Annotated in this window: 11 protein-coding genes; 6 read left to right on the forward strand and 5 right to left on the reverse strand. The window is 69.0% G+C overall.

Annotated features, from left to right (window positions below; genetic code table 11):
* Positions 1 to 7: 7 nt before the first annotated feature.
* Positions 8 to 1,246 carry an efflux RND transporter periplasmic adaptor subunit gene (locus EGT29_RS14065; protein ID WP_124689578.1) on the reverse strand — a complete coding sequence of 413 codons (1,239 nt, stop codon included), beginning with the start codon at positions 1,244 to 1,246 and terminating at the stop codon, positions 8 to 10.
* A 140-nt stretch (positions 1,247 to 1,386) separates the two neighbouring features.
* Between EGT29_RS14065 and EGT29_RS14070 the strand changes: the two genes are divergently transcribed.
* Positions 1,387 to 2,403: a LysR family transcriptional regulator gene (locus EGT29_RS14070; protein ID WP_124689579.1), complete on the forward strand. Its 1,017-nt coding sequence runs from the start codon at positions 1,387 to 1,389 to the stop codon at positions 2,401 to 2,403.
* A 20-nt stretch (positions 2,404 to 2,423) separates the two neighbouring features.
* Here the strand turns inward: EGT29_RS14070 and EGT29_RS14075 are convergent, their stop codons facing one another.
* A complete protein-coding gene (locus EGT29_RS14075; protein ID WP_202865615.1) occupies positions 2,424 to 4,154 on the reverse strand; it encodes a phosphoethanolamine transferase in 1,731 nt (576 codons plus the stop codon).
* A 131-nt stretch (positions 4,155 to 4,285) separates the two neighbouring features.
* Between EGT29_RS14075 and EGT29_RS14080 the strand changes: the two genes are divergently transcribed.
* Genes EGT29_RS14080 through EGT29_RS14100 form a run of 5 tightly spaced genes read left to right on the forward strand, consistent with a single transcriptional unit; the run spans position 4,286 to position 9,325 of the window.
* Positions 4,286 to 4,756 (forward strand): MarR family winged helix-turn-helix transcriptional regulator, encoded by a 471-nt coding sequence (locus EGT29_RS14080; RefSeq protein WP_124689581.1) that lies wholly within the window; start codon positions 4,286 to 4,288, stop codon positions 4,754 to 4,756.
* Positions 4,753 to 6,804: an FUSC family protein gene (locus EGT29_RS14085; protein WP_124689582.1), complete on the forward strand. Its 2,052-nt coding sequence runs from the start codon at positions 4,753 to 4,755 to the stop codon at positions 6,802 to 6,804. Before EGT29_RS14080 ends, EGT29_RS14085 begins: the two co-directional genes overlap by 4 nt.
* Positions 6,794 to 7,000 carry a DUF1656 domain-containing protein gene (locus EGT29_RS14090; protein ID WP_124689583.1) on the forward strand — a complete coding sequence of 69 codons (207 nt, stop codon included), beginning with the start codon at positions 6,794 to 6,796 and terminating at the stop codon, positions 6,998 to 7,000. Before EGT29_RS14085 ends, EGT29_RS14090 begins: the two co-directional genes overlap by 11 nt.
* A 4-nt stretch (positions 7,001 to 7,004) precedes the next feature.
* A complete protein-coding gene (locus tag EGT29_RS14095; RefSeq protein WP_238160452.1) occupies positions 7,005 to 7,907 on the forward strand; it encodes an HlyD family secretion protein in 903 nt (300 codons plus the stop codon).
* A complete protein-coding gene (locus EGT29_RS14100; protein WP_124689584.1) occupies positions 7,904 to 9,325 on the forward strand; it encodes an efflux transporter outer membrane subunit in 1,422 nt (473 codons plus the stop codon). The genes EGT29_RS14095 and EGT29_RS14100 overlap by 4 nt, the downstream gene beginning before the upstream one ends.
* A 7-nt stretch (positions 9,326 to 9,332) precedes the next feature.
* Here EGT29_RS14100 and EGT29_RS14105 read toward each other — a convergent pair whose 3' ends face one another.
* The 3 genes from EGT29_RS14105 to EGT29_RS14115 form a co-directional block, all read right to left on the reverse strand.
* The gene (locus EGT29_RS14105) at positions 9,333 to 10,985 is read right to left on the reverse strand and encodes a bifunctional aspartate transaminase/aspartate 4-decarboxylase (protein ID WP_124689585.1); all 1,653 of its coding nucleotides are present in this window, start codon (positions 10,983 to 10,985) and stop codon (positions 9,333 to 9,335) included.
* A gap of 36 nt (positions 10,986 to 11,021) precedes the next feature.
* Positions 11,022 to 12,713, reverse strand: a complete 1,692-nt coding sequence (aspT, locus tag EGT29_RS14110) for an aspartate-alanine antiporter (RefSeq protein ID WP_124689586.1) — start codon at positions 12,711 to 12,713, stop codon at positions 11,022 to 11,024.
* A gap of 175 nt (positions 12,714 to 12,888) precedes the next feature.
* On the reverse strand, positions 12,889 to 13,512 hold the full coding sequence (locus tag EGT29_RS14115) for a DNA-3-methyladenine glycosylase I (RefSeq protein WP_124689587.1): 624 nt from the start codon (positions 13,510 to 13,512) through the stop codon (positions 12,889 to 12,891).
* Positions 13,513 to 13,540: the final 28 nt, after the last annotated feature.

Below are 13,540 nucleotides of genomic sequence, written 5' to 3' on the forward strand. Positions count from 1 at the left end.
GGCCGCCTCAAACCTGCTTCGGCTGGCGGCCGGCCTGCGCACCGGCCGGCTGGTCGTCGACCGGCGGACCATCGCCCGCGAACCGGCCCGGCTGCCCCGCCATGGGAACCTCGCGCGGCGCCACCGGTTCGCCCGGCCGCACGCGCTGCAGGCCATTGACCACGATGCGCTCGCCCGCCTTCAGGCCGGCGTCGACCACGCGCAGGCCGCCGTTGGCGTTGCCCAGCCGGACTTCGCGATAGCTGGTTCGATTGCCCTCGTCCAGCACCAGCACGAAACGCTTGTCCTGGTCGGTACCGACCGCACGCTCGTCGATCAGCAGCGCGTCGCGCGGCTTGCCGCCGCCCAGTTGCACGCGCGCGTACAGACCGGGAATCAGTTGCCCGTCCGGGTTGTCGAACACCGCGCGCACGCGGATGGTGCCCGAGGCCACGTCCAGCCGGTTGTCGATGAAGCTGACCGTGCCCTTGCGGGGATGGCCCTCCTCGTTGGCCAGGCCAAGGTAGACCGGGATGGCGCCCGAGCCCGCGCGGCTGGCCTGCGCCATTTTCAGGTAGGTGGGTTCGTCCACGTCGAAGGCCGCGTACATGCGCGCCGTCGAGACCAGCGTGGTCAGCGGAGCCGACGCCGCCCCGGCGGCGACCACGTTGCCCACGGTGACCTGCGCGCGCGAGATGCGGCCGCTGACCGGCGCCGTGATGCGCGTGTATTCCAGGTTCAGGCGGGCGGCTTCCAGGGCAGCCCGGGCGGCCTGCAGGTTGGCCACCGCCTCGCGCGCGGCATTCTGCTTTTCCTCGAAATCGCGCCTGGCGATCGCGTTGTCCGACAACAGCCGCTGGCCGCGCGCCAGTTCGGAGGCGGCATAGGCATCACGGGCCTCGGCCGCGGCAAGCTGGCCCCGGACCCGGGCGACTTCGGCCGCGTAGGGGCGCGGATCGATGGTGAACAGCACCTCGCCTTTCCTGACCAGGGCGCCGTCCTGGAAATGCACCGCGGTCAGCGTTCCGGACACCAGGGGCCGGATCTCGACGCGGTCGACCGCTTCCAGCCGTCCGGAGTAGCCGCGCCAGTCCGTGATGGTACGGCTGACGACCTCGGCCACGTCCACGGCCGCCGCGGGGGCCGCAGCGGCGGGGGCTTCCTGGCCGGCCAGGGCCGGCATTCTCTGCACGGCGATGCCGCCGGCAGCGCCAAGCACGGCAACGCCCAGCGTGACCGCCAGCGCGCGTTTGCGAAAACGAAACATGAAAAACCTCGGGCTCGTATGGGTGAATACAGCGATGCCCGATTCTGAGTGTTATTGTGTTGCCGATAAATCCTGCGTTTTTACAAACACTATTCATCCAGAACGAACAATCGCTGCCCAACAGGCGGCAGGAGCCTTCCGTGGATAAATTTCAGGCCATGCAGGTGTTCACGCGCGTCGTCGAAGCCAACAGCTTCACCCTGGCGGCCGACAACCTCGGCTTGCCGCGCGCCACCGTCAGCACCACCATCCGCAATCTCGAACGCGCGCTGCAGGTCCGGCTGCTGAACCGGACCACCCGCAAGATCAGCCTCACGCCCGACGGCGCCTCGTACTACGAGCGCTGCATACGGCTGCTGGCCGACCTGGAGGAGGCCGAGACCTCGTTTCGAGACGTCGCGCGCCGGCCTCGCGGCCGGCTGCGCATCGATACGCCGGCCTCGATCGGCCGTTCCATCCTGATTCCGTCGCTGTGCGAATTCCATGAGCGCTACCCGGACATCGAGCTGGTGATAGGCATGAGCGATCGCCCGGTCGACCTGGTCCAGGAAGCCGTGGACTGCGCCATCCGCGTCGGCGAGCTGCAGGACTCCTCCATGGTGGCCCGGCGCATCGGCACCTTCGAGAGCCTGACCTGCGCCGCGCCCTCCTACCTCGAAGCCTATGGCGAGCCGCGCACGCTCCGGGACCTGGAGCGCCACCACGCGGTCCATTATTTCTCCGCCCGCACCGGCCGCACCATCGACTGGGATTTCGTCGTGGACGGCGTCTCCACCGAGGTCAAGGTCAAGGGCATCGTTTCGGTCAACGATTCGGACGCCTACGTGGCCTGCGGCCTGCAAGGCTTCGGCCTCATCCAGCCCGCCCGCTACATGGTGCGGCCGCACCTGGAGTCCGGCCTGCTGCGCGAGGTGCTGACCGACTGGAAGCCTTCCCCCATGCCGATCTCGGTGGTCTACCTGCACAACCGGCACCTGTCGCCCAAGGTTCGGGCCTTCGTCGACTGGGTCAGCGAACTGTTCGGCCGGTGCCCGCTGCTGGGCGGCGAGTGCCACACGGACGAGATGCCGCAGGAATGCGAGTTCGCCTGCCAGCCCAGCGGCCATACGGTCCGGTCTGTGATCGAACAGCACAACCTGGCCGAAAGCGTCTTCTAAGGCCCCTTGGCCGGTCGACCCTAGCCCCGGGCGCGGCCCTTGCCCACCCGGGCCTCCAGCGCCGCGCGGCAAGGCGCGAGCAGATCCAGCTGCTGCTTGTACACGCCCGTGCGTACCTCGAACATGCCCAGGAAGGAATGGAACAGGTTGTCGTGGCTGTAGGGCTCGTCGCGGCGGGCGGCCAGGCAGGCCGTGTCCACGCCCCAGTCGCGCGCCGCGCCGGGCGACATCCACATCACCATGGGCACGTGGGTCTGGGCGCGCGGCGCGATCGCATACGGCGCCGCGTGCAGGTAAAGGCCGTTCTCGCCCAGCGATTCCCCATGGTCGGACACGTAGACCATGGCCGTATCCCGCGTGGCGGCCTGCTTCTGCAACAGGCCAACGACCTGTGCCAGGAAGTAGTCGGTGTAGAGGATGGAGTTGTCATAGGCGTTGACCAGCGTTTCCTTGGGGCAATCGCCCAGCTGGTTGATGCGGCAGACCGGCTTGAAGCGCTCGAACTCCGGCGGGTAGCGCCGGTAGTAGGCCGGCCCGTGGCTGCCCATGGTGTGCAGCACGATGAAGGCGTCGCCCTGGTGGGCGTCCATATAGGCGGACAGGCCCTCCAGCAAGGCCTCGTCGCGGCAGCCCTCGGCATCGCAATGGGGATGGCGGGGCTTGCCCATGACGCTGTCGTTGGGCACGCGCAGGCAGGTGCCCTTGCAGTCGCTGTTGTTCTCGCGCCAGTAGACCGCCACGCCGGCCCGCTGGAGCACGTCCAGCAAGCCCTCGCGCGTCTTGGCCGCGCGGTCCGAATAACCCATCCGGCCCAGGTCCGAGAACATGCAGGGCACCGACACCGCCGTGGAGGTCCCGCATGACGAGACATTGGAGAAATTGAGTACGCCCAGGCGCGACAGCTCCGGCGTCGTATCGCGCGCATAGCCGTTGAGCCCGAAGTGGTCCGCGCGCGCCGTCTCGCCCACCACGAACACCACCAGGGACTTGCGGGGCCGCGCCGAGGCGCCCGCCGAACGGGTAGCGTCCAGGCCGATGGGCGCCACGACCAGGGCGGCTTCCTTGCTCCCCCAGCGCTGGCGCGCGTACTTGCCCAGCGCGTACAGATAGCTCGTGGGATTGATCTTCTGCGTCACCTGCCGGTGCTCGCGGAACAGCGGCGCATACACCGAATAGAAACCGCCCAGCATCGCCAGTCCCGTCACCAGGCAGGCCGCGGCCACCAGCAGGCGGGCCGCCACGCCCCGCGCGCCCGTCGCGTACTCCACGCGCAGGCGCCACAGCCCCGCCACCGGCAGCACGCCCAGCACCAGCAGATAGCCCAGCAGCCCCGGACTCAGCAAGGCGCTGGCCTCGCTCACGTCGGTCTCGGCCAGGTTCTGCACCATCACGTTGTCGATCGCGATGCCGTAGGTGCACATGAAATAAGCCGCCACGGCGGAAACCGGCAACAGCAGCGTCAGCAGCGGCTTGAACACGGCCCTGAACGAGCACAGCGTCAGCAGCGCCCCGAACGCCGACCACATCAGGATGGCGAACGACAGATAGAAGACGGCCGAGCCCGTGCCGTTCCAGGGAACGATGCGCAGGATCTCGCGCCAGACCGCGACGTTGTAGAAAAGCATCAACCCGGCGGCGATGGCGAGCGCCAGCCGCGTGCTGCTTCGAAGTCCCCAGCCGCGATCCCGGCCGGCCAGGAGCAGGCCCCAAATGAACGTCCCCGAGCGACGCTCGTGCAGTACGGAAGACAAACCGGTGCTCCCTTGAAGCAATGCCGGCAAGACTATCGGGGGCGCCATCGAATAAACGTCGAAAGCTTGTCGAATTTTTGTCGAATCGACAAATTGTTCACATACAAATAGTTTGCATGCTAATATTTTGCATGGACAAAATTGACAAACAGCTCGCCACCCTGACCATGGCCCTGGGCCGCACGGCTCGGGCCTACAAATCCGCGGCCGACACCTTGACCGCGGATTTCGGCCTGTCCCAGGCCACCGCCTGGCCGGTGGTGATGATCGGCCGCCTGGGCGACGGCGCCCGCCCCGGCGCCGTCGCCGACGCGCTGGGCATCGAGCCCTCGTCGGTGGTGCGCGTCATCGACCGCGTGGTCGAGCTGGGCCTGGTCGAGCGCCGCGAAGACGCTTCCGACCGCCGCGCCAAGTCCCTGTATCTCACGGCCGCCGGCCGGCAGTGCGCCGACCGGGTCGAAGCCGCCCTCATCCCCTTCCGCCGCGCCCTGTTCGCCGGCAGGAGCAAGGACGACATCGAAGCCTGCCTGCGCACGCTGGAAGGCTTGCAGACCGCGATCGAACAACTCGCCCAGGAAGCCGGTCCCGCGTCGTCCTCATGAAGCTCCCCACCCTTTCCGAAACGCTGTTCTCGCTCAAGAGCTACGCCGCCGCGGTCCTCGCCTTGTATCTCGCGATGCGCATGGGCCTGCCGCGTCCGTTCTGGGCCATGACCACCGCCTACGTGGTCAGCAGCCCGCTGGCCGGCGCGGTGCGCTCCAAGGCGGTCTACCGTGTCACCGGCACCACGCTGGGGTCGGCCATGGCCCTGGCCGCCGTGCCGCTCCTGGCCAACGCGCCGGAACTGCTGTCGCTCGCATTCGCGCTGTGGGTGGGGTTGTGCCTGTACATCTCGCTGCTCGATCGCACGCCCAGGTCCTATCTTTTCATGCTGGCGGGCTACACCGCCGCGCTGATCGGCTTTCCCGCCGTCACGCAGCCCGAACAGATCTTCGACATCTCGCTGGCCCGCGTCGAGGAGATCCTGCTGGGCATCACCTGCGCCACGCTCATCCACAGCCTGGTCATGCCGCAGGGCATCGGTCCCGTCCTCGTCTCCCGCGTGCAGCGCGCCTACGACGACGCCCAGCGCTGGATCGCCGACACGCTGGGCGGCAAGTCAGACGCCGGCCAGCTGGACCGCCGCAAGCTGGCCGCCGACGTCACCGACCTGCGGCTGATGGCGACCCACCTGCCCTTCGACACCTCGCACCTGCGCTGGACCTCGAATGCCATCCACGCCGTGCAGGACCGCATCTCGCTGATGATGCCGCTGATGTCCGCCATCGAAGACCGCCTGGCCGTGCTGCGCGAGATGCCCGCCGGCCTGGCGCGCCGCTGGGAAACGGTGATGCGGGACGTGGCCGCGTGGACCGGGGATCCCCAGCCCCGGGACCCGGTGCGGCTGGCCGGACTGGTGCGGGCCATCGACGCGAACCACCCCGCGGTCTCGCCGGACATGGGCTGGCGCGACATGGTCGAACTCAGCCTGGGCTCGCGCCTGAAGGCCCTGATCCATGCCTACGCCGATTCCAGCGCGCTGCGCACGCATATCGAGGCGGGCCTGCACGACGCGCGTTCCGAATCCATCCGCGAACAGCCCAGCTCGCCGCGCGTGCTGCATACCGACCGCGGACTGGCCCTGCTGTCGGCCTTCGCGGCCACCGTGGCCATCCTGGCCTGCTGCCTGTTCTGGATCGCCACCGCCTGGCAGGCGGGATCGGGCGCGGCGCTGATGGCCGCCATCTTCTGCTGCCTGTTCGCCACCCTGGACAACCCGGTGCCGGCGATACGGGTGTTCCTGAAGTTCACGCTGCTGTCCATCCCGTGCTCGGCCTTCTACCTGCTGGTCGTGCTGCCGGCCGTGCACAGCTTCGAGATGCTGGTGCTGACCACCGCGCCGCTGTTCCTCCTGCTGGGCGTCCTGATCGCGCGTCCCCCCACCACCGGCCGCGCGATGGCCTTCCTGTTCGGCGTCGCGTCGGCGCTGGCCATGCACGACACCCAGACCGCCGATCTCGTTTCCTTCGCCAACAGCATGCTGGCACAGGTGGCGGGCATCGTGGCCGCCGCCGTCTGCACGCGGCTGTTCCGCACCATCAGCGTCGACCACAGCGCGCTCAGGCTGCTGCGCGCGAACTGGCGGGAACTGGCCGAACTGGGCCGCGCCGACTCGGCCCGCAACATCGTTGTGACCGAGATCTCGGCCCGCATGCTGGACCGCCTGGCGCTGCTTGCGCCCCGCATGGCGGCCGCCCGCGCCAATGCCGACCTGCAAGGCGCCGACGTGCTGGCGGACTTGCGCGTGGGCCTGAACATGACGCAGTTGCTGCGCCTGCAGCCCGAACTGGACCGCGAACAGGTCCGCGTGCGGCCGCTGCTGACCGCGCTGTCCTCGTTCTTCGCCGGCCGGCGCCTGCCCACCCAGCGCCCCGCCCCCGATTTGCTCGCGCGGATCGACGCCCTGCTGCGCGCCGTGTGCGCGTTGCCGGCTTCAACCGCGCAGCGCGACGCCGTGGCCGCGCTGTGCGGCATCCGCCGCGACCTGCATCCCGATGCCGACGATTACCAGCCGGCGTCCCTGTTACCGGAGCCCCGCCATGTTCGCTGAAGTCAATGTCTATGGCCTGTACGTGCCCGCCCTGCTGCTGCTGACTTTCGCGGCCATCGTCGTGGCACGGCTGCTCGGACACGGGCTGGCCCGCCTCGGGTTCTACCGCCTGGTCTGGCACCCCCCGCTGTTCGACGCCTGCCTGTTCGTCATCGTGCTGGCCTGCCTGTCGCTCCTGTTCACTCGCGAGTTCTAACGTGATACCCAAGATTTCATTGCCGGCGCTGGGCCGGTTCGCATTGACCCTGCTGGTCCTGGCCATCGCCATCGCCGCCGGCTGGACCCTGTGGCAGCGCTACGAGGTACGCCCCTGGACGCGCGACGGCCGCGTGAAGGCCTACGTGGTGCAGGTCGCGCCCGACGTCACCGGCCCGGTCACCAAGGTAATGGTGCGCGACAACCAGGCCGTCCGCGCCGGACAGGTCCTGTTCGAGATCGACAAGGCCCGCTACGAGCTGGCCGTGCGCCAGGCCGAGGCCGCCGTACAGTCGCAGCGCGCGGCACTGGCCCAGGCCACGCGCGAAGTCCGCCGCAACGGCGAACTGGGCGAACTGGTCGCCCAGGAAAGCCGCGAACAGGCCCAGTCGCGCACCGAACAACTGCGCGCCGCGCTGGCCCAGGCACAGGCCAGCCTGGACCTGGCGCGACTGAACCTGGCGCGCAGCACGGTGGTCTCGCCCGTGAACGGCTACGTGACCAACCTGGACCTGCAAGGCGGCGCCTACGTCACCGCCGGCCATGCCGTCATGGCGCTGGTCGATCGCGACTCGTTCTACGTCGAAGGCTATTTCGAGGAAAACAAGCTGCCGCGCATCCACGTCGGCGACCAGGCGTCGGTGCTGCTGATGGGTGCCGGCGAAGCGCTGGAAGGACACGTCGAGAGCTTCTCCGAGGGCATCGCCGACCGCGACCGCAGCACCGCCGCCAACCTGCTGCCCAACGTCAACCCGACCTTCAACTGGGTGCGGCTGGCCCAGCGCATTCCGGTGCGCGTGGCCATCGACCGTGTGCCGGACTCGGTCAGGCTGGTGGCCGGCCAGACGGCCACGGTGGAAGTCCGCGAGCCGCCCGCGCCCCGCCGTCCCGAAGGAGCGGCTTCATGAAGACCCATGCCTTGCGCGGCCTGGCCGCCGCGCTGCTGACGGCGATGGCGGCATGCTCGACCGTCGGCCCCGACTACCAGGTTCCCGGCCAGGCCGCGGTCAGGCTCGATGCCGCCAACGGTCCGCTGGCCGGCCTCGCGGCCTCGTCCGCCCGGTCGGCGCCATTGCCTGCCCACTGGTGGCGCTTGTACGACGACCCGGTGCTGGACGATCTGGTCGGGCAGGCCTTCGCCGCCAATACCGACCTGCGCGTGGCCGCCGCCAACCTGCAACGCGCCGCCGCCGTCGTCGACGAAGCGGGTGCCGGCCGGCGTCCGAGCGTCTCGGTCAGCGCCGCGCCCGCCTATGGACGCGCCTCCGGCGCAGCCAAGGGCGTGCCCTATGCCCTGCCCGACATCGGCACCTACGACGCGGGCGCCGCCGTGTCCTATCAGGTCGACCTGTTCGGCAAGCTCTCGCGCGGCCTGGAGGCCGCCCATGCCGACGCCGATGCCGCCCAGGCCGCCTACGACCTGGCTCGCGTCAACGTCGCCGCAGGCACGGTGCGTGCCTATGCCGACACCTGCGCCGCCGGGCAGCAACTGGACGTGGCCCGCCATTCCATCGTGCTGCAGGAACGGTTCGCCGATCTCACCCGCAAGCGCGCCGGCATGGGCCGGGGGACCTCGCTGGACGTCAGTCGCGCCCAGGGCCAGCTCGAACAGTTGCGGGCGGCCGTGCCGCCGCTGGAAGCGCAACGCGCCACCGCGCTCTACCGGCTGGCCGTCCTGGTGGGCAAGGTGCCGGGTTCGATGCCCGCTTCCCTGGCCACGTGTCACGCGCCGCCCACCCTGCGCGATCCCGTCCCCGTGGGCGATGGCGCGGCGCTGCTGCGCCGGCGGCCCGACATCCGCCAGGCCGAGCGTTCGCTGGCCGCCGCCACCGCCCGCATAGGCGTGGCCACGGCCGAGCTGTATCCCAGCATCTCGCTGGGCCTGTCGGCCGGCAGCACCGGCACGCTCTCGCGCTTGGGCGCCGACAACAGCTTGCGCTGGAGCCTGGGGCCGCTCATCTCCTGGAGCCTGCCCAACACCGGCCTGGCGCGCAGCCATATCGAACAGGCCGAGGCAGGCAGCGCGGCGGCGCTGGCCCGCTTCGACGCCGCGGTGCTGAACGCGCTGCGCGAGACCTCCAGCGCGCTGACCGTCTATGCCCGGGACCTGGACCGGACCGACGCGCTGCGCGCCGCCCGCGACCGCAACCGCGAGGCCGCCGAACAGGCGCGCACGCTGTACCGCCTGGGGCGTACCGATTTCCTGACGGCGCTGGACGCCGACCGCACCCTGGCCGGTTCGGAAAGCGCGCTGACCGCCGCGCAAGGACAACTGGCCGCCGACCAGGCGGCGCTGTTCCTGGCGCTGGGCGGCGGCTGGGAATAACGGCCAGCTACTTCTTGCCGCTCTTCTTCGCCTTGCCCTTGCCCGCGCCGCGCTTGGCGGCGGGTCCGGGCCGGCCCTTGCGGTAGTCCTCGTAGAACTGTTCGGCCATCTGCCGCAAGGCCCGGCCGATCGCGGCGTATTCGTATTCGTTCAGATTGGCCAGCGATACGCGTCCGGCGGGCCGCAGCGTACCGAAGCCGCTGCCCGGCAGCATCACGATACCGGTCTCGTCCGCGATGCGGAACAAGAGATCGGTGGGCGCCACGTTCTTCTGTATCCACGTGGCGAAATCCGGGCCGTGCAGGTCCTTCGCGATCGCGCCCAGGTCGAGCAGCGTGTAGTAGTCGACCGCGTTCTCGTCGTGATGCCGGGCGATGCCCAGCTCGCGGTACAGCGCCGCCTGCCGCCGGCGTATCAGCTTCTTGAGTTCGGCCTTGTAGCCGTCCTGCTCGTCCATCAGCGCGAACAGCGAGAACAAGGCCATCTGCACCTGCTGCGGCGTGGACAGCCCGGCCGTGTGGTTCAACGCCACGGACCGGCTGTCGGCCACCAGCCGGTCGATGAACTTCAACCCTGGCACGTCCGGCGTGAGCGAGGCATAGCGTTCGTTCAAGGCCTTCTTCGTCGAAGCCGGCAGCCCGCGCAGGAGCTCGTCCATGACGTTGTCCTGGTGCACGGCGATGGCTCCCAGCCGCCAGCCCGTCGCGCCGAAGTACTTCGAATACGAATAGACCAGGATGGTGTTGCGCGGGCACGTGGCGAACAGCGACTGGAAGCCGTCGGCGAAGGTCCCGTAGACATCGTCGGTCAGCACGATCAGGTCGCGCCGCCGGCTCTCGATGATGCCGCGTATGCGCTCGAGCCCATGGCCGTTGATCTTGCAGGACGGCGGATTGCTGGGATTGATGCAGAAGAAGACCTTCACCGCCGGATCGAGCAGCTTGTCGATCTCGGCGTCGGGATACTGCCAGCCCTGGTCGGGGTCGGCGTTGACGTAGACCGGCTCCAGCCGGTAGTCGTTCAGGCGCGGGATCTCCATGTAGGGCGTGAAGGCCGGCATGCCGATCGCCACCTTGTCCCCCGCCTTGATCAGCCCGTTCTCCTTCATCGTGTCGAAGACGTAGGTCATCGCGGCGGTGCCGCCCTCGGTGGCGAAGACATCGATGTTCTGGTTGCTCAGCAAGCCGCCTACCATCTCCTTGACCAGATAGGTCCGGACGATTTCCTCGGTGATCCGCAGCATGCGCGGCGGCACCGGGTAGTTGTCGCCCAGCACCCCCTCGACCATCTCGTGCAGGAATCCGGAGGCGGACAACCCCATCTGGTCGCGCACGTAGCTCAGCGCGCGCCCCAGGAACACCACGCCCTCCTGGTCGCGGTTCTCGGCGATGTAGGCGTTGAAACGGTTCTCGATGCCCTCGATCCGTGGCAGGCCGCCTATGCCGTGCGGCATGTACGAGAAGGACAATTCCGACTCCAGCGCCGCGAACAGCCCCAGCCGGAAGAACGCGCGCCGCGGCACGATGGCCAGGAAGTTGGGATTGCCCCGCCCCGCGTTGAGCATGAGCCGGTTCTGCTGGCTGGAGGCCAGTTCGATGAGCGCGTCCTTCAGTTCGAAAGGACTCAGTTTCGCGTACCGGCTGTAATCCGCTGTCGACATGATGGCCTCCGTGCGTGGATGGCTTGCGATGGGACCCTAGGCGAAGGCGACGACCAGTGGGCCGAGCAGGGTCAGGAAGACGTTGGCCAGGGCATAGGTCACGGCGAAAGGCACCGTGGGCACCGAGTTGCCGGCCTTGTCCAGCACCTCGCCGAAGGCCGGATTGGCGCTGCGCGATCCGGACAGCGCGCCGGCGAACACCGCCGCGTTGTCGTAGCGCAGCACGTAGCGGCCGAACAGCATGGTGATGAGCAGCGGCACGATGGTGACCGCCACGCCGATCAGGAAGATGGACAGGCCGCTGGTACGTATGGTGTCGACGGCCTGCAGTCCGGATTGCAGGCCCACCACGGCGACGAACCCCGCCAGGCCCAGGTCCCGCAGCAGCGTCGAGGCGCCGGAGGGCATGTTGCCCAGGCTCATCCGCCGCGTGCGGTACCAGCCGAACAGCAGTCCGGACAGAAGCGCCCCGCCGCCGCTGCCCAGCGTGAGCGGAATCGATCCGATGCGCAGCACCGCCAGCCCGATGATCAGTCCCACCGCCAGGCCCAGGCCGTGATAGATCCAGTCGGTCTTGTCGCTGGGCACGATCACGGTGCCCACGCTGTGCGCCGCGCGCTGGATGTCGTTGCCGGTGCCGAACAGCACCGCCACGTCGCCGGCCCGGATCACCGTGCCCGGCTCCATCGGCAGCGGCCGGCCGTCGCGCTTCAGGCCCAGCACCACGATGCCGTGGCGGATGTCGGCGGCGATGCCCGTCCGTATCTGCGCGACGGTCTTGCCCAGGTAGCCGGCACCGGTGATCAGCACGTCGCGCGTGACCATGACCATGTCCATGCCGCTGGACGACAACACCTCGTCCCCCAGCGCCTGGCGCGCCGCCATCACGGCCGCCCGCCTGCCGGCCAGCAGCACGATGTCGGTGGCGTGCAGCTTCAGGTCGGCCTGCGCGGGAATGATCTGGCCGTCGCGCTTGATGCGCTCGACCGTCACCGCCATGCCGTCGGGCGCCAGCGCCTCGATCTCGGCCACGGTGCTGCCTGCCCCCGGGCCGGCGCGATAAAGCCGCCCCACCACCTCGGGCGCCGCGAGCTGCTCGCCCGCGCCGGGCACGATCATGCCGGCGCTCATGGCCGTCTCGGCCTTCACCGCGTCCTCGCGGATGTCGCGGCCCATGAACTTCGGCAGCACGTTGACGCAGATGATGATGGCGCCGAACGAACCGAAGATGTAGGTCACGGCGTAGCCGATGGCCACGTTGGCCTGCAGGCGCTGGAGTTCGTCGGGCGGCAGGCCCAGCTTGGCCAGCGCCGAGCCGGCGGTGCCGATGATGGCCGACTGCGTCAGCCCCCCCGCCGCCACGCCGGCGGCCAGGCCCTTGTCCAGGCCGAACAGGCGCGCCAGCACCACCACGGTCACGAGGCCCGTGACGGCCAGCACCGCCGCCATGGCGATTTCCTTCAGGGATTGGCGTCCAAGGGACTTGAAGAACTGGGGGCCGCTCTCGAAACCGACCGCATAGATGAACAGCGCGAAGAGCACCGCCTTGACGCCGTTGTCGATGGAGACGCCGAGCTGGCTGAACAGCACGGCCACCAGCAGCGACCCGGCCACGCCCCCGAGCTGGAACCTGCCGAACTGGAATCTGCCTATCCAGAAACCGATCGCCAGCGAAAGAAACAGCAGGATCTCCGGCGACTGCCTGATGGCCTCGAGTACCCACGTCATGACCTGCCCCCGTACGAATGCTTCGGTCCGTTACCCGCGGCATTCGTGACACCGGGGATCGGACAGGGAAACCAACCGGTAACGCGACAAGGCACTGCATCCAGCCCGGATACTCTATCCGAAGTCATCACAACGTGCTACCTGTGCACGCTGCTTCATAGGAGGCGGGGCTTACTCAGGCCCGCTTGCGCCGGCCCGCGGCACCCGGCCGCGAAAAGGCGGCGCGCAGGGCGTCGACCGTCTTCCGGCAGGCGCAATCCGGCCCGTGGTCGTTGACCATGCCCACGGCCTGCATCAGCGAATACATCGTGGTCGGGCCCACGAAGCGCCAGCCGCGCCGCTTGAGTTCCTTGGACAGGGCCCTGGATTCCGGCGACTCGGCGCGCGGCGGTCCCTCGTAGGCACCGGCGGGTTCGTAGCGCCACAGGAAGGCCGCGAGCGAGCCTTCCTCGGCGCGCAGCTCGCGCGCCCGGGATGCGTTGTTGATCACCGCCTCGATCTTGCCCCGGTGCCGCACGATGCCCGTGTCGGCCAGCAGGCGTTCGACGTCGCGGGCGCCGAAAGCGGCCACCTCGTCGATCTCGAAACCGGCGAAGGCCCGCCGGAAAGCCGGCCGCTTGCGCAGGATGGTGAGCCAGCTCAGGCCGGCCTGGAACCCCTCCAGGCTGATGCGCTCGAACAGCGCCGCCTCGCCGTCCAGGGGGCGCCCCCATTCCTCGTCGTGATAGGAGACATACAGGGCATCATTGCCGGCCCACGCGCAGCGGCGCGGCGGTTCATCATGGTCGTTGGCTTGCATGGACACGGGCCCGAAAAGAGAAATCCGA

The organism is Pigmentiphaga sp. H8, from assembly GCF_003854895.1.
Classification (GTDB): domain Bacteria; phylum Pseudomonadota; class Gammaproteobacteria; order Burkholderiales; family Burkholderiaceae_B; genus Pigmentiphaga.

Coding starts and splice junctions, on each gene's coding strand:
- EGT29_RS14065 (WP_124689578.1), bottom strand. CDS start 1,246: ATGTTTCGTTTTCGCAAACGCGCGCTGGCGGTCACGCTGGGCGTTGCC.
- EGT29_RS14080 (WP_124689581.1), top strand. CDS start 4,286: ATGGACAAAATTGACAAACAGCTCGCCACCCTGACCATGGCCCTGGGC.
- EGT29_RS14085 (WP_124689582.1), top strand. CDS start 4,753: ATGAAGCTCCCCACCCTTTCCGAAACGCTGTTCTCGCTCAAGAGCTAC.
- EGT29_RS14090 (WP_124689583.1), top strand. CDS start 6,794: ATGTTCGCTGAAGTCAATGTCTATGGCCTGTACGTGCCCGCCCTGCTG.
- EGT29_RS14100 (WP_124689584.1), top strand. CDS start 7,904: ATGAAGACCCATGCCTTGCGCGGCCTGGCCGCCGCGCTGCTGACGGCG.
- EGT29_RS14105 (WP_124689585.1), bottom strand. CDS start 10,985: ATGTCGACAGCGGATTACAGCCGGTACGCGAAACTGAGTCCTTTCGAA.
- aspT (WP_124689586.1), bottom strand. CDS start 12,713: ATGACGTGGGTACTCGAGGCCATCAGGCAGTCGCCGGAGATCCTGCTG.
- EGT29_RS14115 (WP_124689587.1), bottom strand. CDS start 13,512: ATGCAAGCCAACGACCATGATGAACCGCCGCGCCGCTGCGCGTGGGCC.